This is a genomic window from Kribbella aluminosa (genome assembly GCF_017876295.1).
Classification (GTDB): domain Bacteria; phylum Actinomycetota; class Actinomycetes; order Propionibacteriales; family Kribbellaceae; genus Kribbella; species Kribbella aluminosa.
This window is the reverse complement of the sequence record NZ_JAGINT010000002.1, coordinates 2,459,204-2,482,142: the sequence shown is the minus strand read 5'-3', so window position 1 is coordinate 2,482,142 and position 22,939 is coordinate 2,459,204. Positions and strand designations below refer to the sequence as shown.

At 69.3% G+C, this 22,939-nt stretch carries 25 protein-coding genes, 1 tRNA gene and 1 pseudogene; 8 read left to right on the top strand and 19 right to left on the bottom strand.

The genetic code is table 11. The features are described 5' to 3' along the window. The 8 genes from JOF29_RS33155 to JOF29_RS33120 form a co-directional block, all read right to left on the bottom strand. Nucleotides 1–1,302: a D-arabinono-1,4-lactone oxidase gene (locus JOF29_RS33155; RefSeq protein WP_209698314.1), complete on the bottom strand. Its 1,302-nt coding sequence runs from the start codon at nt 1,300–1,302 to the stop codon at nt 1–3. Beyond that, nucleotides 1,299–2,453 (bottom strand): amino acid deaminase/aldolase, encoded by a 1,155-nt coding sequence (locus JOF29_RS33150; protein ID WP_209698313.1) that lies wholly within the window; start codon nt 2,451–2,453, stop codon nt 1,299–1,301. The genes JOF29_RS33155 and JOF29_RS33150 overlap by 4 nt, the downstream gene beginning before the upstream one ends. 55 nt (nt 2,454–2,508) lie before the next feature. Next, a complete protein-coding gene (locus JOF29_RS33145) occupies nt 2,509–3,153 on the bottom strand; it encodes a hypothetical protein (protein WP_209698312.1) in 645 nt (214 codons plus the stop codon). Nucleotides 3,154–3,275: 122 nt separating this feature from the next. Continuing rightward, nucleotides 3,276–4,541 carry a M15 family metallopeptidase gene (locus tag JOF29_RS33140; protein WP_209698311.1) on the bottom strand — a complete coding sequence of 422 codons (1,266 nt, stop codon included), beginning with the start codon at nt 4,539–4,541 and terminating at the stop codon, nt 3,276–3,278. Between the two features lie 81 nt (nt 4,542–4,622). Further along, on the bottom strand, nt 4,623–5,723 hold the full coding sequence (gene dapC, locus JOF29_RS33135) for a succinyldiaminopimelate transaminase (protein WP_209700132.1): 1,101 nt from the start codon (nt 5,721–5,723) through the stop codon (nt 4,623–4,625). Nucleotides 5,724–5,783: 60 nt separating this feature from the next. Further along, nucleotides 5,784–6,122 (bottom strand): GroES family chaperonin, encoded by a 339-nt coding sequence (locus JOF29_RS33130; protein ID WP_425557303.1) that lies wholly within the window; start codon nt 6,120–6,122, stop codon nt 5,784–5,786. Continuing rightward, nucleotides 6,119–6,382, bottom strand: a complete 264-nt coding sequence (locus JOF29_RS33125; protein WP_209698310.1) for a DUF3618 domain-containing protein — start codon at nt 6,380–6,382, stop codon at nt 6,119–6,121. The genes JOF29_RS33130 and JOF29_RS33125 overlap by 4 nt, the downstream gene beginning before the upstream one ends. A gap of 66 nt (nt 6,383–6,448) precedes the next feature. Beyond that, nucleotides 6,449–7,492, bottom strand: coding sequence for a glucose 1-dehydrogenase (locus JOF29_RS33120; protein WP_209698309.1), 1,044 nt, complete (start codon nt 7,490–7,492; stop codon nt 6,449–6,451). Nucleotides 7,493–7,583: 91 nt separating this feature from the next. Between JOF29_RS33120 and bcp the strand changes: the two genes are divergently transcribed. The 3 genes from bcp (at nt 7,584) to JOF29_RS33105 (ending at nt 10,160) form a co-directional block, all read left to right on the top strand. Then, nucleotides 7,584–8,051 carry a thioredoxin-dependent thiol peroxidase gene (gene bcp / locus JOF29_RS33115; protein ID WP_209698308.1) on the top strand — a complete coding sequence of 156 codons (468 nt, stop codon included), beginning with the start codon at nt 7,584–7,586 and terminating at the stop codon, nt 8,049–8,051. Between the two features lie 346 nt (nt 8,052–8,397). Continuing rightward, nucleotides 8,398–10,029 carry a substrate-binding and VWA domain-containing protein gene (locus JOF29_RS33110; RefSeq protein WP_307863814.1) on the top strand — a complete coding sequence of 544 codons (1,632 nt, stop codon included), beginning with the start codon at nt 8,398–8,400 and terminating at the stop codon, nt 10,027–10,029. 50 nt (nt 10,030–10,079) lie between these two features. Next, nucleotides 10,080–10,160, top strand: a tRNA-Leu gene (locus JOF29_RS33105). Between the two features lie 9 nt (nt 10,161–10,169). On the opposite strand, the gene JOF29_RS33100 is transcribed toward JOF29_RS33105, so the two are convergent. The 4 genes from JOF29_RS33100 to JOF29_RS33085 all read right to left on the bottom strand — a co-directional run bounded on the left by JOF29_RS33100 (nt 10,170) and on the right by JOF29_RS33085 (nt 12,756). Continuing rightward, complete coding sequence (locus JOF29_RS33100) at nt 10,170–10,571, bottom strand: arsenate reductase ArsC (protein ID WP_372446387.1); 402 nt, start codon at nt 10,569–10,571, stop codon at nt 10,170–10,172. Further along, nucleotides 10,568–11,302, bottom strand: a complete 735-nt coding sequence (locus JOF29_RS33095; RefSeq protein ID WP_209698306.1) for an aquaporin — start codon at nt 11,300–11,302, stop codon at nt 10,568–10,570. Before JOF29_RS33095 ends, JOF29_RS33100 begins: the two co-directional genes overlap by 4 nt. Continuing rightward, nucleotides 11,299–12,186, bottom strand: a complete 888-nt coding sequence (locus JOF29_RS43885; RefSeq protein WP_245359696.1) for an arsenate reductase/protein-tyrosine-phosphatase family protein — start codon at nt 12,184–12,186, stop codon at nt 11,299–11,301. Before JOF29_RS43885 ends, JOF29_RS33095 begins: the two co-directional genes overlap by 4 nt. Nucleotides 12,187–12,267: 81 nt before the next feature. Beyond that, on the bottom strand, nt 12,268–12,756 hold the full coding sequence (locus JOF29_RS33085; protein WP_209698305.1) for an ArsR/SmtB family transcription factor: 489 nt from the start codon (nt 12,754–12,756) through the stop codon (nt 12,268–12,270). A gap of 78 nt (nt 12,757–12,834) precedes the next feature. On the opposite strand from JOF29_RS33085, the gene JOF29_RS33080 reads away from it, so the two are divergent. Continuing rightward, a complete protein-coding gene (locus tag JOF29_RS33080; protein ID WP_307863813.1) occupies nt 12,835–14,217 on the top strand; it encodes an FAD-dependent oxidoreductase in 1,383 nt (460 codons plus the stop codon). Between the two features lie 171 nt (nt 14,218–14,388). On the opposite strand, the gene JOF29_RS33075 is transcribed toward JOF29_RS33080, so the two are convergent. Further along, the gene (locus JOF29_RS33075; RefSeq protein ID WP_209698304.1) at nt 14,389–15,981 is read right to left on the bottom strand and encodes an HNH endonuclease signature motif containing protein; all 1,593 of its coding nucleotides are present in this window, start codon (nt 15,979–15,981) and stop codon (nt 14,389–14,391) included. A gap of 345 nt (nt 15,982–16,326) precedes the next feature. On the opposite strand from JOF29_RS33075, the gene JOF29_RS33070 reads away from it, so the two are divergent. Continuing rightward, the gene (locus JOF29_RS33070) at nt 16,327–16,494 is read left to right on the top strand and encodes a hypothetical protein (RefSeq protein WP_209698303.1); all 168 of its coding nucleotides are present in this window, start codon (nt 16,327–16,329) and stop codon (nt 16,492–16,494) included. On the opposite strand, the gene JOF29_RS33065 is transcribed toward JOF29_RS33070, so the two are convergent. Next, nucleotides 16,472–17,452 carry a PEP/pyruvate-binding domain-containing protein gene (locus JOF29_RS33065; RefSeq protein WP_245359694.1) on the bottom strand — a complete coding sequence of 327 codons (981 nt, stop codon included), beginning with the start codon at nt 17,450–17,452 and terminating at the stop codon, nt 16,472–16,474. The two genes, JOF29_RS33070 and JOF29_RS33065, sit on opposite strands and share 23 nt — an antisense overlap. Nucleotides 17,453–17,739: 287 nt before the next feature. On the opposite strand from JOF29_RS33065, the gene JOF29_RS33060 reads away from it, so the two are divergent. Further along, nucleotides 17,740–18,117, top strand: a complete 378-nt coding sequence (locus JOF29_RS33060) for a hypothetical protein (protein ID WP_245359692.1) — start codon at nt 17,740–17,742, stop codon at nt 18,115–18,117. Beyond that, nucleotides 18,117–18,692 carry a transcriptional regulator gene (locus tag JOF29_RS33055; protein WP_209698300.1) on the top strand — a complete coding sequence of 192 codons (576 nt, stop codon included), beginning with the start codon at nt 18,117–18,119 and terminating at the stop codon, nt 18,690–18,692. Before JOF29_RS33060 ends, JOF29_RS33055 begins: the two co-directional genes overlap by 1 nt. Here JOF29_RS33055 and JOF29_RS33050 read toward each other — a convergent pair. The 5 genes and pseudogenes from JOF29_RS33050 to JOF29_RS46145 form a co-directional block, all read right to left on the bottom strand. After that, a complete protein-coding gene (locus JOF29_RS33050) occupies nt 18,679–19,272 on the bottom strand; it encodes a hypothetical protein (protein ID WP_209698299.1) in 594 nt (197 codons plus the stop codon). The two genes, JOF29_RS33055 and JOF29_RS33050, sit on opposite strands and share 14 nt — an antisense overlap. Before the next feature lie 2 nt (nt 19,273–19,274). Then, nucleotides 19,275–19,880, bottom strand: a complete 606-nt coding sequence (rdgB, locus tag JOF29_RS33045; RefSeq protein ID WP_209698298.1) for an RdgB/HAM1 family non-canonical purine NTP pyrophosphatase — start codon at nt 19,878–19,880, stop codon at nt 19,275–19,277. Continuing rightward, nucleotides 19,877–20,593, bottom strand: coding sequence for a ribonuclease PH (rph, locus tag JOF29_RS33040; protein ID WP_209698297.1), 717 nt, complete (start codon nt 20,591–20,593; stop codon nt 19,877–19,879). Before rph ends, rdgB begins: the two co-directional genes overlap by 4 nt. Before the next feature lie 10 nt (nt 20,594–20,603). Continuing rightward, a complete protein-coding gene (locus JOF29_RS43880; RefSeq protein ID WP_504739551.1) occupies nt 20,604–21,233 on the bottom strand; it encodes an SGNH/GDSL hydrolase family protein in 630 nt (209 codons plus the stop codon). Nucleotides 21,234–21,357: 124 nt separating this feature from the next. Beyond that, nucleotides 21,358–21,444, bottom strand: a pseudogene (locus tag JOF29_RS46145) (hypothetical protein); the annotation flags it as partial. 202 nt (nt 21,445–21,646) lie between these two features. On the opposite strand from JOF29_RS46145, the gene JOF29_RS33030 reads away from it, so the two are divergent. Next, the gene (locus tag JOF29_RS33030) at nt 21,647–22,819 is read left to right on the top strand and encodes a Gfo/Idh/MocA family protein (protein WP_209698296.1); all 1,173 of its coding nucleotides are present in this window, start codon (nt 21,647–21,649) and stop codon (nt 22,817–22,819) included. Nucleotides 22,820–22,939: the final 120 nt, after the last annotated feature.

Sequence of the window (22,939 nt, the reverse complement as noted above, 5' to 3'; positions counted from 1 at the left end):
CTAGTCCCCGAAGACCTGGCGGGTGTAGGCGTTCTCGAAGGTTCGGTGTGGGTCGAGGCGGTCGCGGACGGCGAGGAAGTCGTCGAAGCGCGGGTACCTGGCGCGCAGGTCGGTCGCGGTCAGCGTGTGCAGCTTGCCCCAGTGCGGCCGACCGCCGTAGTCGGCGACGATGTTCTCGAAGGCCCGGAAGTACGGGTCGTGGGGCAGCCGGTGGTACTGGTGGATCGCGATGTACGCCGTCGCGCGGCCGGACGCGGTGGACAGCCAGATGTCGTCCGGCGCGGCCACCCGGACCTCGATCGGGAACGGGATCCGCTCGCCGGACGCGTCGATCCAGTCCCGCAACCGGTGCAGCACCTCGACCACGCTCTCCCGCGGTACGGCGTACTCCGACTCGCGGAACACGACACTCCGCTCGGAACAGAACACCTTGTACGACGCGTCGACGTACTCCCGGGCCGAGAGTGCGCGGGACGCGAGCTGGTTGATCCGCGGAACCATCCCGGGCCGCCGTACGGCCAGGCGGTTCGTCAGCTCGAACACCTTGTTGGACAGCAACTCGTCGTCCACCCAGCCGCGGACCCGCCCGACCGGCGCCGCAGCAACGTCCGCACCGACCCGGTTGTTCCGCTTGGTGAGCGCGATCTCGGTGTGCGGGAACCAGTAGAACTCGAAGTGATCGTTGCCGTCGGCAAACTCGTCGAAGCCGTCGAGGACGTCGGCCAGCGGCAGCGGCATCTCCTGCGCACGCAGCAGGAACGCCGGCACACACTGCAAGGTCAGTGCGCTGATCACGCCGAGCGCGCCGACCGAGATTCGGGCCGCGCCGAACACCTCGGGGTGCTCCTCGGCCGAGCAGTGCAGGACCGAGCCGTCCGCGGTGACCAGGTCGAGCGCGACGACCTGGGTGGCCAGGCCGCCGAGCTGAGCACCGGTCCCGTGGGTCCCGGTGGAGATCGCACCGGAGATCGTCTGCTTGTCGATGTCGCCGAGGTTCGCCATCGCCAGGTCGAACGCGGCGAGCCCAGCGGTCAGCTTCCGCAGGTCGGTGCCGGCACCGACCGTGACCCGGCCGGACGCCTGGTCCGCGTGCAGGATCGAGGACAGGCCATCGAGCTGGACCATCACCTGCTGCGGCACCGAGCAGCCGGTGAACGAATGCCCGGAACCGACAGCCTTGAGCTTCTTGCCCTGCTCGGCCGCGGCCTTCACCGTCGCCGCGAGCTCGTCGGTCGACCCTGGTCGCAGAGTCTCGATGCCGGTCGCCGACTCGGTGCCGGACCAGTTCCGCCAGGTGCTCATCCGAAGTTCTTCCCTTCGCCCCGGTACGTCGCGAGCTCGCTGACGTCCTCGCCGTCGATCGCGTGCAGGACGTCGAACCGCTCCAGCATCTCGCCTGCCTTGGCGTAGCGCATCCACACTCTGTCGCCGATTTTCAGCCGATCGGCCGATTGTCCCTGCACCGGAGTCTGCACCTCCCCGGCGCCCTCGGTGCCGAGCAGCTTCAGCCCGGACGGCGATGCGGGCAGCGGGAGCCGCGACTTCTTCGCCGGACCGGACGCGACGTACCCACCGCCGAACAGCGTGGCGATCCGCGGCGCGGGCCGCCGTACTACGTCCACCGCGTACGCCATCGCGGGCTCGGGCTGGAAGACGTCGTACTTGTCGAACAGGGTCGGGCCGTAGAGGCCGGAGCCGGCGGTGACCTCGGTGACGACCGGATCGGCGCTGCTGATCTCCAGGCTGCCGGTGCCGCCGCTGTTCACGATCCGCAGCGGCGCCACCTGCTTGACCGCGTCGACAACCGCGCCGCGCCGGTCCGCGAGCTCCGCGGCCGAACGGCGCTTCACCCAGCGGACGGCCGGCGACGTGTCCGGCAGCCCGGCGATCTGCGCCTCGTAGAACATCACGCCGGTCAGCTCGAACGCACTGTCGGCCGCCACCGTACGGGCGAGGGTCGCCACGTCGGTCGCGGTCCGGAGCGGGGACCGCCGGACGCCGAGGTGCTGACCGAGGATCCGCAGCGAGGCGTCGACGTCCAGGCAGACCTGGATCCGGGCAGTCCCGGTCGCGGTGGCCTTGATGAATCCGAGGTGCTCCGGCGAGTCGATCATCAGCGTGATCCGGGACGCCGCCTCGGGGTCCTCGGAGAGTTCGCGGAGCGCCGCCCGGTGCGCGGTCGGGTAGCCGAGCAGGATGTCGTCGACGCCGTTCCGGGCCAGCCAGAGCGCCTCGGGCAGCGCGTAGCTCATCACGCCGTGGAACCCGGGCCGCTCGAGCGCGGCGGCGATCAGCGGGCGGCAGCGAACCGACTTGGAGGCGATCCGGACCGGGGTACCGGCGGCCCGGCGGACCAGGTCGTCGGCGTTCCGGCGGAACGCGGCCAGGTCGATCACGGCGTACGGCGCGTCGAGCTGCGCGGTCAGGCGGGCATACCGGTCGAAGTCACCCATAACCGGAGTGTAGGTCACGAAATACTGAAAGGTAATACATCTTCCAGCACTCGCCCTAGTCGATGACGGACTCCAGGGCTGGTACGACGGTGTGCGCCCAGTCGGACTGTTGGTCCGGGTGGGTGGAGGTGGTGGCCAGTAGGGCGACTGTGGAGCCACGGACTACTGAGAGGTCGACGTAGGACTCAGCTCCGGCGTATGAGCGTACGGCGGTCGCTGCTGTGGTGGTGTCCCAGAGTTGTTTGACGGAGAGGTCGCCGCCGGAGCCACACGCGTGCATACGTGCCTGGTAACCCGCGTAGTAGCTCTCGGCTCCGGTGGCGTCCTTGAAGCGGAGTAGGAGGGCTGTGGCGGGTAGGTGGTCCGGGGTGCGGTAGCTGCCGGTCAGGGCGTAGGCGGGGACGGCGAGGGAGCCTTTGACCGGTTGGCCGGAGCAGCCGGAAGGTAGGGCTTCGTAGGAGGCTTGGTGGGGGTCACGACGGCGGGTCCAGGTGTTGTTGCCGATGAAGCCGGCTTCTGCGCCGCCTGGGTCGGTGTAGGTCTTCCAGCCGGCACCCAGCTTCTCTGGGGCTGGGAGGTTGCTGGCTGTTAGCGGTCCGGCGTTGGCTGGTGGTGGGGCGGTCGCTCGTTCCGGGAGCTGCGGTGGGACGGCAGCGTCGGTCGGCTCGTTGGTGGGGAGCGTGTTGGTGGGAACGGGCACCGTGCCGCTGACCATGCTGGGGATTGCCTTTGAGGGGGCAGAGTGCGTTGGCGGCTCAGCCGCGGGCTTGGAGCTGCAGCCTGTCAGCAGGAGTGCCAGCGCGCATGCGACCACCAGCGGCTTCACCTGGGCTCGAAGTGTTGGTAGTCGGGCTTGGCCCAGCCGGCGCCCCAGAAGTAGCCCTGACCGATGAGGGCCTTCGTGGCGACGCTGTTGGCGAACAGCATGCCCGGACGAACCACTGCGCGGTTGCGGTACGCCAGGCCGTTCGACGGGTACCAGACGCCGTTCGCGGCCAGGTACGGGTTCTCGACAGTGTTGATGTCGATCGCCCAGCCGTACGAGTGCGGCGACAGCGAGTACGGATCGCCTGTCACCCGGCGGCAGTTGAACGCCGACGTGTTGTCCGCCGCCATCGACCGGACGTCGTTGCCGCCGAACGCATCCACCCGGCGCATCTGCCGGATCGGGAACTTCGCCGCGAACGTCGAGGTCCAGACCGTGATCATCTTCGCGACCGCGGCGTCCCGGAGGATCAGCTCACCGCGGTGCACGCGGCCGTCGAAGCCCCAGTAGCTCAGCTGCAGCAGGCGTAGCGCCGACGGTTTCACGGGGCATCCGGCCCGGTACGTGTTCGGCACCATCGCCGCGGAGACGGCGTACACCTTGGGGTTGAGTGCCGCCCTGATCACGATCTTCGCGAGCGCGGAGTACTCCATCGCGGCCTGGCTGACGCCACGCGTGACCACGCGGACAGTACGGGTGGCCGGCAGGTCGTCGGGCACCCGGAGCCGGAAGTTGCCTCCGGCATCCATCGTCGCGACGTTCAGGAGTTGCCACTTCCCGCTGCCGAGGTACTGCTGCAGCGCGACCTCCTTGCCCGGCTCGGCCGGCACGAGCTTCCCGGCGACCGAGACGCCGGTGAGCGTCGCGTACCAGGACGCCGGGGTGTTGAGGACGATCTTCCGGTCCTGGATCGGCACGGTCCGGTAGTCCGAGATGGCGAGCGCGGTCTCGGCCTTGACGCCGATCATCGTGCGGAACGCCCAGGTGCCGGTGACCGCCGACACGTAGCTGAACCGGTACGCGCCGCCGGCCGTGGTCCGGGTGGAGCCGCGCAGCACCCAGGCGCCGGGGACGCGCTGCCAGAGCGTGACGTACGAGCCGGTGACCGGCTTGCTGATCTTGCCGGTGAAGACGGTCGGCCGGTCCTCCCAGGACGCGGCCGGCTGGGCCAGCGTGATCGACCAGTCCGGCGTCGGCGTCGGGGACACCACCGCCGGTGTGGGAGTCAGTGTTGGTGAGGCTGTTGGTGATGGTGTTGGTGCAGGTGTCGGCGTGACACCAGCCAGCAGTACCGCCACGACCCCGAGCAGATGCAGCCGCATGTGCCCTCCCCTCCCTCGACATCACTTACCCCTGTTAGAGGCAGTGACACCGGGAGGACGTCACACGAAGCCGCGAAGTTTCTACTCCGACAGCCGTTTGACCGCTGCGTCGACGCGCTCGTCGGTCCCGGTCAGCGCCACCCGCACGTGCCGCTCACCCGCAGTCCCGTAGAACACACCGGGGGCGACGAGGATCCCCTTGTCCGCCAGCGCGCCGACCGAGCCGTACGCGTCGTACGACGGGTGCGACGCCCACAGGTACAGCCCGCCGTTCGACAGGGTGATCTCCCAGCCGGCGTCGGTCAGGGCGTCCCGCAGCACCGCACGGCGACGCAGGTAACGGGCGCGCTGCTCCTCCACGTGTACGTCGTCCGCGAACGCCGCCGCCATCGCGGCCTGGATCGGGGACGGCACCATCAGCCCGGCGTGCTTCCGTACGGCGAGCAGCTCCGCGACGACCGTCGGGTCCCCCGCGACGAAGCCGCCGCGGTACCCGGCCAGGTTGGAGCGCTTCGAGAGCGAGTGCACCGCCAGCAGGTTGTCGAAGCTCCCGCCGGACACGTCCGGGTGCAGCACCGACACCGGCTTCTCGTCCCAGCCGAACTCGGTGTAGCACTCGTCGCTGACCAGCAGTACGTCGTTCGCACGCGCCCACTCGACCGCACGCCGCAGGTCCGCCGCGGGCGTGATCTGGCCGGACGGGTTGCGTGGGGAATTCAGGTACGCGACCCGCACCGGCCCGTCGTACGCCGCCGGGTCCGCGACCGGCACGCTGGTCGCCCGGGCGAGCGCGGCACCGGCCTCGTAGGTCGGGTAGGCCAGGTCCGGGATCAGGACCGTGTCGCCGGCGCCGATGCCGAGCAGCGTCGGCAGCATCATGATCAGCTCCTTGGTGCCGATCACGGGCAGCACGCCGCTCTTCGGGTCGACACCGGTCACATCGAGCCGCCGCCGCATCCAGTCCACCGCGGCCTGCCGGGCGGCCGACGTACCGATCGTCGTCGGGTACGCCGGGGCGTCCGCCGCGTCGGCCAGCGCCTGCTTCACCAGGTCCGGCACCGGGTCCACCGGACTTCCCACGGACAGGTCCACGATGCCGTCGGGATGCGCGGCCGCCTTCTGCTGGTACGGGGCGAGCTTGTCCCACGGAAAGTCCGGCAGGCGACTGGAGGTCTCGAAGATCACCCGGCTATTCTCCCCCACCTGCTCAGCGACGGTGTTCGGCTGTCCACAGCCCCACGATCAGAGATAGAGGCCGGTCTGGCCGTCTTCGAGGCGGCCGGCGGCGACCGCGTGCAGGTCGCGCTCGCGCAGCAGGATGTAGTCGTCGCCGCGCACCTCCACCTCCGCGCGGTCCTCCGGGTCGAACAGCACCCGGTCGTCGACCTCCACGGTACGAACGTTGGCGCCGATCGCGACCACCTTCGCCCAGGACAGCCGGCGGCCCAGCTGGGCGGTGGCGGGGATCAGGATGCCCGCCGACGACTTGCGCTCGCCCTCCTGCTCGAGGGAGACCAGGACGCGGTCGTGCAGCATCCGGATCGGCAGTTTGTCGTCGGAGAGCCGCTTGCGAGGAGTCACCGGCGACCCACCAGCCGGCGGATCACCAGCAGCACGCCGACCACGCCGACGACCGCACCGGCGACCGCGACGATCTTCTGGGTGCGCAGCTGCCCGTCCTCGTCGAAGACCTGGGACTTGGCCTGCTCGACCTGCCGCTCGAGGACGGCCTTCGGGTTCGCCCGGTCGACCAGCTCGTCCACGGTGGAGGCCAGGCGGTCGCGGGTGGCGGCGATGTCCGCCTCGATCTGCTCGGCGGTCCGAGCCTTCGTGTCCGACACGTGTCGGCTCCCTTCCGTCGGCGGGGCATGCCCCGAGCTGCCCCTGGTCACACCCATCCTCGCAGGTCAGCTCCGCAAGTCCACGACCACCTTGATGTCTTCCGGTTCCCGAACGAGTGCTTTCGGCCATTCGGACAGCGGCACGGTCCGGGTGACCAGCCGTTCCAGCCAGGTCCGGTCGGCCTTGGTCAGCACGTCCACAGCGTCCGCGTAGTGCCTCTTACCAGCGTTGACCGTGCCTACGAGTGCGGCGTTCCGCACCACTAGCTGCCGCACAAGCGCGTCCAGCTGTACGTCGACAGTGGCCGGGCCGGGGTGGATCCCAGCGAGGCACATGACGCCTGCAGGTGGCAGTAGTGAGGCACAGTCGTACACCAGCTGCCCGACACCGGTTGCCTCGATCACCACATCCGGTACGACGTCCAGTCGCTGCAGGTCCGTCAGGTATGTCGCACCGAGCTCCCGTACCAACTCCGGCTTGGGCCCGTCGGTGACCCGGTCCAGCACGTGTACGCCGTACCCACGCTGCCGTGCGATCAGTGCGGCCAGCAGGCCGATCGGCCCGGCGCCCGTGACCAGCACGTGCTGCGGTGCGTACCAGGAGCGTTGCCCTACCCGGTCCACCTGCTCCCACGCCTTGGTGAGGATGCTGGCCGGTTCCACGAGTACGCCGAGGTTCCCGAGCGCAGCAGGCACCGGTACGGCGAAGTACGGGTCGACCCGCCAGCGCTCGGCGCCGTACCCGTCCATGTCCTTGATACCGCGCTCTGTGTACTTCCCGTTGCGGCAGAAGTCCCACTCGCCGCGGGCACACGCCGGGCAGGGCACTGGGTCCGGCCGACGTACCACTCCGGCTACCAAGTCCCCGGCGGCGAAGCCGGAGCCGATCGGTGCCTCCAGCACGCGTCCGAGCGACTCGTGCCCGATGACGAGCCTGTCGGCACCCGGACGGCCGCTGCCGAACGCTCCGGTGACCAGCTCGATGTCGGTCCCGCAGATGCCCGTCAGCAGGCCCTCCACGAGAATCGACCCGTCGACCACCGGCGGTTCCGGTACGTCGCCCACTGCCGCCGAGTCGCTCTTGCCCGGCGTGACTGTCATGGCCCGCATCGCCTCAGGCTAGCCGCAACTGCCCAGGCCGCCGCGCACGTCACCGCGCACGTAACATTGCGCCCAGTAGACCTATCTCGTGGAGGACCTGATGTCCGATCGTCTGTCCGTCGGCGACACCGCACCCGACTTCACCCTGCCCGATGCCGACGGCAACGACGTGGCGCTCGCGGACCTCCGTGGGAAGAACGTGATCGTCTACTTCTACCCGGCCGCGATGACGCCGGGCTGCACCAAGCAGGCCTGCGACTTCCGCGACTCGCTCGACTCGCTGCAGGCCGCCGGGTACGCCGTACTCGGGATCTCCCCGGACAAGCCGGCCAAGCTGGCGAAGTTCCGCGAGCGCGACGCGGTGACCTTCCCGCTGCTCAGCGACCCGGACAAGGAGGTGCTGACGGCGTACGGCGCGTTCGGCGAGAAGACCATGTACGGGAAGAAGGTGACCGGGGTGATCCGGTCCACGTTCGTCGTCGACCAGGACGGGAAGATCGCGGTCGCGCAGTACAACGTGAAGGCCACCGGGCACGTCGCCAAGCTGCGCCGCGACCTCGGTCTCTGACACCGCTGACCCAAAGACAACCTTGTCAGGACCTACTTCGGAGGGAAACCTCCGACCGTTTCACGGATGTGGTCCATAGAACGGTCGCTTGAGTAAAGTCCTGCTGTGATTTGGATCACAGCAGGATCTCAGCTGACCGCAGCGGCACCGGCACACACGGTGAGTTTTCCGGCGTTCCTGTGAATGAGCTGTACGCCGTGGCAGGTTCCGGTTCGGCGACGGCTGTGTCACGCCGATCGCGGCCTTCTCCGTGACGTGCGGAAATTGGGTACTCTGCGCGCGCAGTCAGCCTCTGGCAGCATCTGGGAGGGAGGGACCTGCCGCGATGGGAAAACACTCCTCTGCGGTGACGCGTAGTAACAACAACCGTCGCTCGGTGTACATCACCGCGGTCGGGATTCTGGTGCTCACACTGGGCGCCGTCTTTGTGGTCCGCTCCTTCGGATCCCAGCAGGGCGCCGACGGATTCCTCGGCGGCGGTAAGTCCTGCACCGACCCGACCCAGATCCGGCTGTCCACCACCCCGGAGATGCAGGCCCCGCTCGAGGCCGCCGCCAAGTCGCTGTCGGCCAAGGGCGGCAAGGACGGCAACGCCTGCTACCAGGTCACGATCACGGCGGCGCCGTCGGCCCAGGTCGCCCGGGACGTCGCGCACGGCAGCGACAGCCGGCCGGACCTCTGGGTGCCGGACTCCTCGCTGTGGGTCGCCCAAGCGGACGACGGCCAGAACGTCCCGAGCATCGCGGTCCCCTCGGTCGCCACCTCACCGCTGGTGCTGGTCGGCCGCAACGAGAACTTCGGCGACATCTCGAGCTGGCTGCGGCTGCTCGGCGCCACCGAGCCGGCCCTGCTCGATCCGCTGAGCACCTCACCGGGTGCGCTCACGCTGCTCGCGGTGCAGTCGGAGCGGCAGAAGACCTCGGCGTCGGACACCCAGGTGTCACAGGTCGTCGTACCGCTGGCACAACGGCTCGGCTCGATGGCCAAGCCGTACACGGACGTGAACGCGCTGTTCGGCCGGGCGGACCAGGACGGCAGCAAAACCGTCGTACCGGCGTCCGAGCAGAGCTTCGTGAAGTACCAGGAAGCGCACCCGGACGCCCAGCTGAAGGCGATCCTGCCGGCCACCGGCACGCTGACGCTGGACTACCCGATCGTGGTCACCGCGAAGTCCGACAACCAGCAGGCGAGCGACGCGGCGCAGGCGCTGGCCACCGAGCTGCTCACCGACTCGGCCGCACAGGCCCGGGATCAGGCCGGTTTCCGCGACACCACGCTGAGCCCGCTGAGTGGCGGCCGCGGTGTCGGTGACGTGACCCAGCTGACCAAGCCGACCAGCTCCGCGATCGACAGCACGCTGCAGAACTGGACCCGGCTGTCGCTGTCCACGCACTCGCTGGCCGTCATCGACGTCTCCGGCTCGATGGCCGAGAAGGTCGGCGACAAGACCCGCTGGCAGCTCACCGTCGAGGCGGCTTCGAGCGGCCTGAACCTGTTCCCGGACAGCGCCGAGCTCGGCCTGTGGACGTTCTCGACGAAGATCGGGTCCGACAACGCCGACTACAAGCCGCTGGTACCGATCGCACCGCTGACAAAGGCGCAGCGGCAGACCATCGTCAGCCAGCTGAACAGCCAGCACCCGATCATCGGCGGCGGCACCGGCCTGTACGACACCGCGATCGCGGCCGTCCGGCAGGTCCGCCAGACGTACAAGTCGAGCGCCGTCAACACCATCCTGCTGTTCACCGACGGCAAGAACGACGACCCCAACAGCCCGACCCTGGACAAGGCCGTCCAGACCCTCCAGGGCCTCCAGGACCCGTCCCGCCCCGTCCGCATCATCGCCCTCGGTATGGGCCCCGAGGCGAACGCCAACGAGCTGACCGCCCTGGCCCAGGCCACCGGCGGCCAGGCGTACGTCGCCAAGAACCCCAGTGACCTCAAGAGCGTCTTCATCGACGCCCTCCAGAGCCGCTGAGCCGGCTGGCCTCCCCTAAGATGTACCCCCAGGGGAGGCCAGCCTCCTCGGCCAGAGTGGTGGAACGGCAGACACACCGGCTTTAGGTGCCGGCGCCCCCGGGCGTGCGGGTTCAACTCCCGTCTCTGGCACAGGTTTGTTCAGGTGGTTGGTAGGTCGGCAAGGAGTTCGGTCACCCGGGTGCGGATGTCGTCGCGGATCTCGCGGACGACTTCCAGAGGCTGGCCGGCGGGGTCGGTGAGTTTCCAGTCCTCGTACCGTTTACCGGGGTAGAACGGGCAGGTGTCGCCGCAGCCCATCGTGATGACCACGTCGCTGGTCTGGACGGCTTCGGGGGCGAGGAGTTGGGGTGTGGCGGCGGTGATGTCGATGCCTACCTCACGCATGGCCTCGACTGCCATGGGGTTGAGTTGATCGGCGGGCTCGGAGCCTGCGGAGCGTACGTCGACCGTGTCGCCGGACAGGTGGCGTAGCCAGGCGGCCGCCATCTGGGAGCGGCCGGCATTGTGGATGCAGACGAACAGGACGCTGGGTTTGCTCACGAGGATGCTCCCGCAGTGGTTTCGGTGTGGGGCGTGACGGCCTTACCCGCGTTGGGATAGAGGGCCACGACCAGGGCGGCGCCGACGACGGCGCCGGCGAGCTGGAAGGCGATGAAGCCGGGGACGGAGCTGGGTGCGATGCCGGCGAAGGTGTCGGTGAACGCCCGGCCGACGGTGACGGCCGGGTTGGCGAACGAGGTGGACGACGTGAACCAGTAGGCCGCGCCGATGTAGGCGCCGACCGCGGCCGGTGCGGCCTTGGCGCGGCCGGATGCGGCGAGGGAGAAGATGAGCAGGACGAGTCCCGCGGTGGCGACGGTTTCGCCGACGTACAGGTGTCCGGCGGAGCGGTGAGTGGTCGACCAGGACACGGCGGTTTCGCCGTACATCAAGTTCGCCAGAATCGCACCGGCGATGCCGCCGCCGAGCTGGGCGGCGAGGTAGGCCGCGAGATCCTGCGCGGTGAGGCCGGAGCCCGAACGTCGGCCGAGCCACCAGTCGACCGCGGAGACGACGGGGTTGAAGTGCGCGCCGGAGATCGGGCCGAACATCAGGATCAGGACGGCGAGTCCGAGTGCGGTGGCGAACGAGTTCTCCAGCAGCTGCAGGCCGACGCAACCGGGCGAGAGGCTGGCGGCGGCGATTCCGGAGCCGACGACGACGGTCACCAGCAGGCCGGTCCCGAGCCCTTCGGCGAACGTACGGCGCCACAAGGGGTGCGCGTGGCTCATCCGCGGCGCACCTGTCCGGGGGCCAGGGCGGGGGCCAGCCGGTCGATGCGGTCGGCGAGCTCGGAGTAGGCGGCTTCGAAGGCCGCGTCGGTGTCAGCCGGTGCGGGATCCGGGACGGACCAGTGCAGACGGGGGCGTTGTTCGGAGAGCAGGGGCTCGGGGACCAGGTGTTCGTGGAGCAGGTGCTCGGAGGGCAGGTGCTCGGAGGGCAGGTGCTCGGAGGGCAGGTGCTCGGGGAGCAGGTGCAAGGGGACCACGTGCTCGGGGACCACGTGCTCGGGGACCACGTGCTCGGGGACCAGGCGCTCGGGGGGCAGGTGCTCGGGGACCAGGCGTTCGGCGACCAGCTGTTCGTGGGCGTTGTCGCAGACCGCGATCAGCAGGTCGTCGGGGTGAACGACGTCGCGCAACTGAACGGGACGCCAGCCGGACGGGTCGAGGCCGTGGCGGCGGGCAACCTTCAACGTGCGCGGGTGCACCCGGTCCGCGGGTTCGGTGCCGGCCGACACCGCGGGGACGTGGCTGCGGCGGGACCAGATCGCGGCTGCGAGCTGGGAGCGGGCGGAGTTCTGGGTGCAGACGAACACCACCCGCTTCGCCGCGAGCAGCACGGGCGTGGCGATCGCGGACAGGGCCTCGGGTTCGAGACGGACGTAGGTACGGCGGCGGTCGCCCTCTGATCGGGTCCGGACGACGAGGCCGGCGTCTTCGAGCACTTTGAGGTGATGGGCGATCAGGTTGGTCGGCAGGTCCAGGGCGGCGCCGAGTTCGCCGGGCGCGGCGTCGCCTCCGACGAGGGCGTCGACAATCGCGAGGCGTGCGGGGTCGCCGAGCGCCGCATGAATCCGGGCTCGCTCCGCCAGATTGAATCGCTCAGTGTTCATTGACTCAATAATTACTGAGGTATTTCCGAGAGTCAAACGCGAACAACCCACCGACCGGCCGAAGACGAGCGCCCGGGCGGATCAGCCGGCCGGCACGGCTTCTGGCACAGCTTCCGGCGCAAGTTCGGGCGCGACTTCCGGTACAGCTTGCGGCGCGGCTTGGGGCGCAGCTTGCGGTGCGACTTCCGGTGTGACTTCCGGTACGGCTTGCGGGGTGGCTTCTGGTGCGGCCAGCAGGTCCGCGACCCAGCGCAGCTTCTCGGGCACCGGCCAGTAGTAGACCCAGGTCCCGCGCCGCTCGCAGTCCACCAGGCCGGCCGCGCGCAGCACCTTCAGGTGGTGGGAGATCGTCGGCCCGCTCACCTCGAACTGCGGCGTCAGATCGCAGACGCAGATCTCGCCGCCCGCCGAGGTGATGATCGAGAACAGCCGCAGCCGGATCGGATCCGCCAGCGCCTTGAACACCGCAGCACCCTCCGCGGCCCCCGCCTCATCGAGCGCGGCAGCAGAGATCGGCGCACAGCAACCACCGGCGGCCCGTGCGGTCAGCGCGATCTCTTGTTTCGACATGGATCTATCTTGACTCTTGTCTAATCAGGAGGCAAGCTGACTGTTGTTTCGATGATCTTCTAGACAGGGAGTGGGATCGTGGTCGAGCAGACAGCAGCGCCGATCGTCGTCATCGGCGCAGGACCGATCGGCCTGGCAGCAGCCGCACACCTCGCAGAACGCGGACTGGACTTCGCCGTACTCGAATCCGGTCCGGGCGTCGCGGCGGCGATCGAGGAGTGGCGGCATGTACGACTGTTCAGTCCCTGGCGGTACGACATCGACGCCGCGGCCCGGCGACTACTGGAGCCGACCGGGTGGGTGGAGCCCGAGCTTGGCAAGCTGCCGACCGGCGGCGAGCTGATCGACGCCTACCTGGCTCCGCTGACCAAGACGCCCGCACTGAACGATCGCATCCGGTACCACGCTCAGGTGGTCGCGGTGACGCGGGTCGGGTTCGATCGCGTCCGTACCGCGGGCCGCGAGAACGCGCCGTACTTGATCCGGCTGGCCGACGGGAGCGAGCTGCTCGCGTCCGCGGTGATCGACGCGGCCGGGACCTGGCGACGGCCGAACGTGCTCGGCGGTTCGGGCATCCCGGCTCGCGGTGAGGTGGGGCTGGATGGGGTCGCCCATGCGCTGCCCGACGTACTCGGAGTGGATCGGGAGCGCTACGCGGGTCGTCGTACGGCGGTGGTCGGCGCCGGGCATTCCGCGGCGACGACACTGCTCGACCTCGGACGGCTCTCCGACGAGGAGCCCGGGACCGAGATCGTGTGGGTGGTGCGCGGCACCGATCAGGCCCGTACGTACGGCGGCGGTGATGCCGACGAACTCCCCGCCCGTGGCGCGTTGGGCTCCCGGTTGAAGGTGCTCGTGCAGTCCGGGCGGGTTGAGCTGGTCAGCTCGTTCCGCATCGAGTCGATCGGTACGGCGAACGGCCGCGTCGTGCTCGCCGCCGGGGAACGGACCGTCGTCGCGGACACCGTGGTCAACTCCACCGGGTTCCGTCCCGACCACGACATGGTCTCCGAACTACGGCTCGACCTCGACCCGATCATGGGCTCGACCCGCGCGCTCGCGCCGCTGATCGACCCGAATCAGCATTCGTGTGGGACGGTTCCGCCGCATGGTGCCGACGAGCTCGCGCATCCGGAGCCGGGGTACTACGCCGTCGGCGCGAAGTCGTACGGGCGCGCTCCGACGTTCCTCCTTGCCACCGGCTACGAACAGGCTCGCTCCGTGGTCGCCGCGCTGGCCGGCGACTGGGACGCCGCCCGCGACGTACAGCTCGACCTCCCCGAAACGGGCGTCTGTTCGTCCAACCTCGCCTACGGCGGCAGCGCGGACGAGGCCGACGGCTGCTGCGGCCCCGCGCCGCAAGCCGTACTCGCCGACCGTGGACTGGCGACCGGGATCAGCGGCGGCCTGCTGACCGTCATCGAGAACGACACCACCAAGTCTTCGGGCTGCTGCGGCTGACACTGGACTCTCCTCGGCGACAGCCGCACGTCGCCGAGATGGTCGGGTGGCGTCGCCCTCGCGATCCACGGAGAGCGCCCTCGGCGCCGTCGAGGTCGTGGTGATCAGGCGGGGATCCCCCAGCAGCACAAGGAGCGCGGTACCTCAGTCTGCCCTCGGACCCAGCCTGGCTCAGATGGTTGCGAAAGATGGTGGGCCGGTGGCGGGTTCGGTGGGGGTGCGTTCGCCCCAGACGGCGAAGCGGGCTGCGGCGGTGAGGGTCGCTTCGTCGGCTTTCCATCGGCTGGTGCGTGGGGCGGGCACGTCTATGTCGCCCCAGGGGTCGCCTGGCGGCTTGTGGGGTTCGGGCGGTCTGGGTTTGTTGCCGGGATCGTCGGGGCATGCGGGTACGGCGCCCGGTGGCTCGGGTGTGCCGGGTGTGTCCGATGCGTTGGGTGTATTGGGTGTGTCGCGCAGTGGTTGACCGGCTGGGGGATCCGGTTGCGCGATGCGAGCGCGTGCCGGTGGGCTGGTACTTGGTGGGCACGTGCTTGGTGGGCTGGTGCTTGGTGGGCTCGTGCTTGGTGGGCTGGTGCTTGGTGGGTTGGCCCAGGTGGGGCGGGCGATGTGGACTTTGCCGTTGGTGATGGTGATGTGCCAGCGGCCGGCGTGGAGGTCTACATGGTGGCGGCGGCACAGCAGCACGAGATTGGTCAGGGCGGTCGGGCCGCCGTCCAGCCAGGAAGTGAGGTGATGGGCGTCGCACATGACCGGCGGCGCGGCACACACCACGCAGCCGCGGTCGCGGGCGTTCAGGGCGTGCCGGGTGTGTTTGGTGACCAGGCGTTCGCGGCGGCCGACGTCCAGCGGTTCGGAGGTGGAGCCCAGGACCAGCGGGATGACATTGGCGTCGCAGGCCAGGCGGCGGATCGCGGCGGCGGACAGGGCGTCGCCGTAGACCGTCTGGCCGGTCGCGTCGGCGGTGGCTGATGTGAGGTCGTCGAGGTCGATGGTGACGGTGATGGTCGCTTTCGCGCCGTGCCCGGCCGGAGCGGTGTCCCAGGCGTTCGCGGCGACCGTCAGTGCGGTGGTGAGTGCGTCGGCCTGGCGCTTGTCGCGGGACCGGGGGTCGTGTTCGCCGTCGACGGTTTTGTGGGGGCGGGCGCCGGCGTGGACGATGGCGCGCAGCAGTTCGGCGTTCTCGTTGGCGAGGTAGCCCCTGAATTTCACGCCGTTCTCGGCCGTGGTCAACGTCAGCGACTCCCGCGCGTACGCCTTGTGTTCCTCCGGTTCGACGCCGTCAGCATCGAGCAGGTTACAGAGTTCATGAGCGGCCGACCGCAACTCCTTCGGGGTCAGGTGGGCCGCGAGGGACACCAGCTGAGTCTCAGCGACGTCCAGGTCCTCGACCGGGACGCGAGCACGGACACGTTCGAGTTCGGTGACGATCGCGAACGCGTGCGCGGTCTGCATGAGCCGCACCGTGCCATCGCCGGACTGGATCCCGTCAGCCAGGGCCGCACCGACCGCGCCGTACCTGGGCAACACGCGGGCCAGACGCACATCGCGCCAGGCCTCGGAGCGGTCGCGGCGGTGCCGCAGGTTGAGCAGCTCGACGGTGTCGCGGGCGCCGAGTTCCTGGGCGTGGCCGTCTTCTTCTGCGCGGGTGACGAGTTGCAGCCGGATCCCTTGCAGCCGGATGATCTCGGCGTCGACCGCGTCGAGCGCAGGCAGCACCTCATGGTTGCCCAAGGCAACCACTGAGCGTCCACCGAGAACATCCATACCGGCAACTCTAGCCGCCGCCTCCGACAGTTCTCACAACGAACCCCCTTGTTTTCAAGAGATCTACGATCCGGATGCGACGACACGAAACTCTGCAACGCAGTGCACGGCGGGATCAGCGGCGTACCGCCCGCCCTCGTCGACCCCAAGTGCGTCCCGCCGTCCAACTCGTAGAACGACGACCGGAAGTACCACAACTGACGCCACTACGCGCTTCCCCGGTCGACCGCGAGCTCACTCGCCGCAACCACGAACCGAGGCGACAGGACTGAAGTCTCTACGGCCTCGGGGAGTTTCATTCAGCTGGGGCGCGGAGTTGTCGGTAGTCGGCAGTACCATCGGAGCATGGGGAGACAGGTGCTCGCCGGTGTCTACGTGGCGATGATGGTCGCGGTTGTGGTTGGTGTGGATGTGGGGTTCTTCCGGCACCAGTTCTGGCCGCGGCTGTTCGCCAACGTCGGGATCGTGTTGGTGTTTCTTGCGTTCTATCTCAGGTTTCTGAAGCGGGGTTGAGGTGCACGGCGCCGGTTGAGCCGTTGAGGGTGATGGTGACGCCGGTGGGGATGCGGTCGGTTGCTCGCGGGACGGCGAGTACGGCGGGGATGCCGTGTTCGCGCGCGACGATCGCCGCGTGGGAGAGGACGCCGCCGGTCTCGGTGATCACGCCGGCGGCGATGGACAGGAGCGGCGTCCAGGCCGGGTCGGTGTACGGGCAGACGAGGATGTCACCGGGCCGGACGAACCCGAAGTCAGCCGGGCCACGGACGACGCGCGCCGATCCGGTCGCCACACCGTGACTGGCGGGAGTACCACTGAGGACGGCCCTGGTGGAGGGTGGCGTAGGTGTGGGGGTTGGTGGGTGGGTGGTGACTGGGCGGGATTGCAGGAGCCAGATGGTGTTGGCGGCTATGGCCCATTCGATGTCTTGTGGGGAGCCGAACGTGGTGGCGGCTCGGTGGGCGAGGGTCGCCAGGTGTACGGCGGTGGCGTCCGAGAGGGTCGGCGTACGGCGCTGATCGGCGGGGACCGGGCGGGTGACCAGGTGGGAGCCGTCGCGGACCAGCGCTGTGGGTTTGTCGGCGATCGTCCGGGTGACTCCAGCGTTGCGGACTTCGTAGCGGTCGGGGGTTACGTGACCTTCGACGACGCTCGGGCCCAGGCCCCAGGATGCCTCGATGAGGGTCGAACCGTCGGGCGAGGTGAACAGGACGCCGGAGACCGCCGCGTCCACGTGATGCTGGATGATCACGGCCATCGCGGGTGTCGGGGAATCCTTCCGGTACGCCGTTGCACGCTCGGACCAGAGCGACGCCCGGCACGCCCGTACGGCGTCGACGACCGCGTCGATCCCGTGTACGCCGAGGAAGCTGTCATGCTGCCCCGCCGCCGATGCCAGGCCCGTGTCCTCGTTGGACGCCGACGACCGCACGGCAACCACCGGATCCCCCGCACTCACCAACCACCGCCGCAATTCCTCAACCTCCTCCGCCGCAAGCCCACCACCACACCCCCGCCCAACCACCGACTCCCCACCAATCCCAGCGTTTCCGTCAGGCGTAGGTGAGATGGGGAAGGGGATTACTACGCCGTCGGGGACCGGGAGGTGTGTTTGGAGGAGGGTGGCTAGAGAGGCGGCTTTGGGACCGCAGGTCGTGGGGGTGGCTTGGGAGAGGGGGATCAGCATCGGCCAACCTTCTAGCAACGGAGCGTTGACAATGTTTTGTTGACAACGTTTTGTTGATGATCCACTGTATTGGTATGCGACGCAACCAGAACGCGGATCAGCTGCAGGCCGAGCGCCAGCGGACGGCTCGCGAGCAACTGCTGGCGAGGGGGGCCGACGAGTTGCCGGCGCGGCCGTGGCGGCCGCCGCCGGTGCCGTTGTCGGCGGTGGATCTCACGCAGTTCGCGGCGTGGCGGGCCGCGGAGCTGGGCGACGACGACCTGCTGGCGGCGCTGGCGTTGCTGCCGGCGGCGCGCGCCGAGGTGGACGAGGTCGAGGCGGGGTTGTTGTTCCTGGCAAGGAGTTCGGGACTGACCTGGGCGGAGATGGCGGACGCGATGGGGTTCAGTTCGCCGCAGGCATGTCAGCAGCGGTTCAACCGGCTGGCGGCGCGGCAGGACGGGGTGTCGTGATGTTGCTGGTGCTGCATGCGGTCCGGTTGCTCGGGTTCGCGGACACCCCTGCGGTTGCCAAGCGCTTCGACCTGCCCGTCGACGAGACGCAGGACGCGCTCGAGGACGCCGAGGCGCGCGGGTGGACGACGTACAGCAGCTTCGCCGGCACCTCGGGCTGGTCGCTCACGGAGGAAGGACGCTCGGAGAACGAGCGCCTGCTGAAGGACGAGAGCAGCACAGAAACGGTGCAGCAGGTGTACGACGAGTTCCTGCCGCTGAACGGGATCTTGCAGCAGGCGTGCACGGATTGGCAGTTGCGGCCGGTGGACGGGGATCCGTTGGGCGTGAACGATCATTCCGATGCCGCCTGGGACGCCGGTGTGCTGGACGAGCTTCGGGTGCTGGGGGTCGCGCTTGCGCCACTCGTGCGGCGGTTGACGACGGCGCTCCCCCGTTTCCGGGGGTACGACGTACGGTTCTCGGCCGCCATCGAGCACAAGTGGGTGGACCGCAGCGACGTGGACTCGTGTCACCGGGTGTGGTTCGAGCTGCACGAGGACCTGCTGGCAACGCTCGGGCTCACGCGCTCCTAGTCGCGTCCAGGTACGCCGCACCCCGGGGGGAGATCCGGTAGCCGACCTCGAGACTGTAGGTCAGACCAAGGTTCTTCAGCTTCCGTACGTCGAGCTTGAACGGCGCGGTCTGACGGCCGACCGACGCGGCCAGGTCCCCGGCCCGCACGGCCGGACTGCTCTCGATCAGGCGGAGCGTGTCCTGCGTCCACGGCCCGTGCTGGCTCAGCGAGTCGAAGTGCGCGAGCCGGTCCTGCAGGTCGGCGAACTCCTCAGCGCTCAAGGACGTCCGCGCCGCCAGCTCCTCCCGCGGATCCGGTCCCTCGACGAGATGGAACCGGATCAGGAACGTCGGCAACGACTCGTCGCCCCGCAGCCGCCGGCGGACGTCGCGGGCGTTCTGCCGATCGGCCAGCTGCAGGTCGGCGTCGGTGTCCGCGATCAGCTCGGGATTCACCGGGCGGATGCTGTCGACCTCGATCCGCCCCGCGTTCGTGCGGTACACCCGTCCCTCGGCGACCCGCGGCTCGGCCCAGCGGCGATAGGCGACGGTGATCCGCCCGTCGGCGACCCCGTCCCGGTCAGATCCGGCGAACAACATCCCTAGCTCCCCAATGCCTTCGCGACGATCGGGGCGAGCGAGCGCAACGCCTTGCCCCGGTGGCTGATCGCGTCCTTCTCCTCGATCGACAGTTCGGCTGTCGTCCGGTCGTACCCCTCGGCCTGGAACAGTACGTCGTACCCGAACCCGCCGGTGCCACGCAGCGAACGGATCACCGAGCCGCGCATCTCGCCGAGGACGATCTCGTCCGGCCCGCCCGGCCGCACGAACGCGACCGCCGCCACGAACGACGCCCCGCGCCGCTCGTCCGGTACGTCCTCGAGCTGACCGAGCAGCAGCACGTTGTTCGCGTGGTTGTCCTTCGACGGCCCGGACCAGCGCGCCGACAGTACGCCGGGCATCCCGTTCAGCGCGTCCACGCAGATCCCGCTGTCGTCCGCGATCGACGGCAGGCCGGTCGCCTTCAGCGCCGCGTGCGCCTTCAGCAGCGCGTTCCCCTCGAACGTCGGCTCGGTCTCGGCCGGTTCCTCGTACGGCGGCACGTCGCCGAGCCCGAGCACCTCGATACCGGGCACGATCGGCGTCAGGATCCGCCGCAGCTCCTCGAGCTTCTTCTTGTTGTTCGAGGCAAGCAAAACCCGACTCACGCCAGGGCCTCCTGCTGCAGCTTGGCGAGATCCGCGCACCCGGAAAGTCCGAGCTCCAGCAGGCTGTCCAGCTCGGAGCGGTCGAACGGCGCGCCCTCCGCGGTCCCCTGCACCTCGATGAACTTCCCGTCGCCGGTGATCACCAGGTTCATGTCGGTCTCGGCCCGGACGTCCTCCTCGTAGCAGAGGTCGAGCATCGGCGTACCGTCGATGATCCCCACCGACACCGCGGCGACGCTGCCGGTCAGCGGCTCACTCTTCAGCAGCTTCCGCTCCCGCAACCAGGACACGGCGTCGGCGAGTGCGACGTACGCGCCGGTGATCGCCGCGGTCCGGGTGCCGCCGTCGGCCTGCAGCACGTCGCAGTCCAGCAGGATCGTGTTCTCGCCGAGCGCCTTGTAGTCGATCACGGCCCGCAGCGAGCGCCCGATCAGCCGGGAGATCTCGTGGGTACGGCCACCGATCCTGCCCTTCACGGACTCGCGGTCCGAGCGGGTGTTGGTGGCCCGCGGCAGCATCGCGTACTCCGCGCTCACCCAGCCGAGCCCGGAGCCCTTCCGCCAGCGCGGCACGCCCTCGGTCACACTCGCCGCGCACAGCACCCGGGTGCGCCCGAACTCGACCAGCACCGAGCCCTCGGCGTGGTCGAGCCAGTTCCGGGTCACCTTCACCGGGCGGAGCTGGTCAGCATTACGTCCATCGATACGGGCCATGAATCAGACCCTATGCCTCCAGGCGCCGCACCTCCGAATGGGACGAGGGCGGAAGGGCGATGGACGACGGCGGGAGGACGAGCGGACCGGCCGGACGACCGAGCGGGCTGATCTGCGGGCGCACCTGCGTGACGGCCATCCGGGCGGCCCAGGGCAGCAGGTCGTGGGCGCGGCGCCCGACCCAGGGAGCGCCCTCGCGGACCAGCCAGACGGCGTCCGCCCATTTGCTCGGCGGGCGGGACGCGCAGTCCAGGTCCGGCGGTACGTCGATCCGCACGCCGCGGCCTGCCAGCTCGTCCGCGAACGCCCGGGCCAGCTTGCGGTGCCCGCGCTCCCCCGGATGCAGCCGGTCCACGCTCCAGAAGTCCCGCCGGTACACCTCGGGGTAGTCGGCCATGTCGAGCCGGATCCCGCCGTACCGGGTGTGCAGGTCGTCGAACGCGACGTTCACCTGCTCGATCCGCTGCCACAGCGGCCGCCGCAGCCAGCGCGGCAGGCCGAACACCTTGCCGTGGTCGTGGAACCGGACGGTCAGCAGTACGGCGCCGCGCGCGGTCAGGTGCTCCGCGCACTGGTGAAGGTGGTCGCGGATCCGGCCGGCGTCGAACGTCGACCGGAGGGTGTCGTTGACGCCGACGATCAGTGAGGCGATGTCGATCGGGGCCGGCGCCGGTAGCGGGCAGTTGCTCGGTCGCGACGACCGGCACGGTGGCGCCGCTGGTCGCGAAGTTGGAGAACGTCACACGGTGGGAGCTGGCCAGGGAGTCGGCGAGCAGCGAGGCCCAGCCCCGCCACCCCTCGCCCGGGCGCGCACCGGCACCGGACAGGTCGGTCGTACTGCTGCCGTTCATCGGGTCCCCGACCCCTACGGTGGTCGAGTCCCCCAGTGCCACGTAGTGGAGGCTCACATTCCGCCATGGTGACGGTACGGAGCGAGACGCCGATGTGCGGCGGGTGACCGGCAGCCCAATTCCAACTGGAGGATGGGTGATTGATTGCCGGAATTGCTCGGAGTTAGGGTGTTGTAAACAACTATGTGCAGGAGTGCCTGGAATGATTGATCTTCGGTTTGGCGTCGTGGGCCTCGGGGCCCGCAGCCGCATCGCCCAGTACGCGCACCGTCCCGGCGAGGGCTCCGAGGTCGTGGCCCTGGCCGACCCGTCCGCTCCGCAGCGGGACGCGGCCCTCGAGCTGTACCCGGAGGCGACCGCGTACGCCGACCACACCGAACTGCTCGACCAGAAGCTCGACGGCGTGTTCCTGACCACGCCCGACGACCTGCACGAGGGTCCGGCCGTCGACTTCCTGCAGGCGGGCGTCCCGGTGTTCGTGGAGAAGCCGCTGGCGATCACCACCGAGGGTTGCGACCGGGTCCTGCAGGCGGCGTACGACTCCGGCGCACGGCTGTACGTCGGCCACAACATGCGCCACATGCCCGTCGTACTGACGATGCGCAAGCTGATCCAGGACGGCGCGATCGGTGACGTGAAGGCGATCTGGTGCCGGCACTTCGTCGGCCACGGCGGCGACTTCTACTTCAAGGACTGGCACGCCGACCGCAGCCGGACCACCGGGCTGCTGCTGCAGAAGGGTGCCCACGACATCGACGTGATGCACTGGCTGGCCGGTGGGTACACGACCCGGGTGAACGCGATGGGCGCGCTCACGCTGTACGGCGGGATCACCGACCGGCAGGACCGCACGGGGCAGCGGTTCAAGGACTTCGTGTCCAGCGACAACTGGCCGCCGCTGGAGCAGAAGGGCCTGGCACCGGTGATGGACGTCGAGGACATCTCGATGGCGAACCTGCTGCTCGACAACGGCGTCTTCCTCACCTACGAGCAGTGCCACTACACGCCGGACTACTGGCGCAACTACACGGTGATCGGCACCCACGGCCGGCTGGAGAACTTCGGTGACGGGCCGGGCGGCGTGGTAAAGGTGTGGAACAGCCGTCGCTCCGGGTACCGCGAGGACGCCGACCAGGTCGTCGAGATCGAGGGCGACAGCGAGAACCACGGCGGCGCCGACCCGCACCTCGTCGCGGAGTTCGTGAACTTCGTCCGGGACGGCGGCGCGACCCTGACATCTCCGGTCGCAGCCCGCGCCGCGGTCGCCGCCGGGTACGCCGCAACCCAGTCCCTGCGCGCCGACGGCGTACCGCAGGACGTGCCCGCCCTGGACCCGAACCTGATCAGCTATTTCGACAACGGGCAGGCTCGCTGAGGGTGCTACTCTCATCGACGTGACCTGGTACGCCGCACTGCGAATGCTGAGCCCTCGATGCGGGAGGACTTCAGCGGCGTAGGCACGTGTGCTTGCAGCAAGAGGCCCCCGATGTCGGGG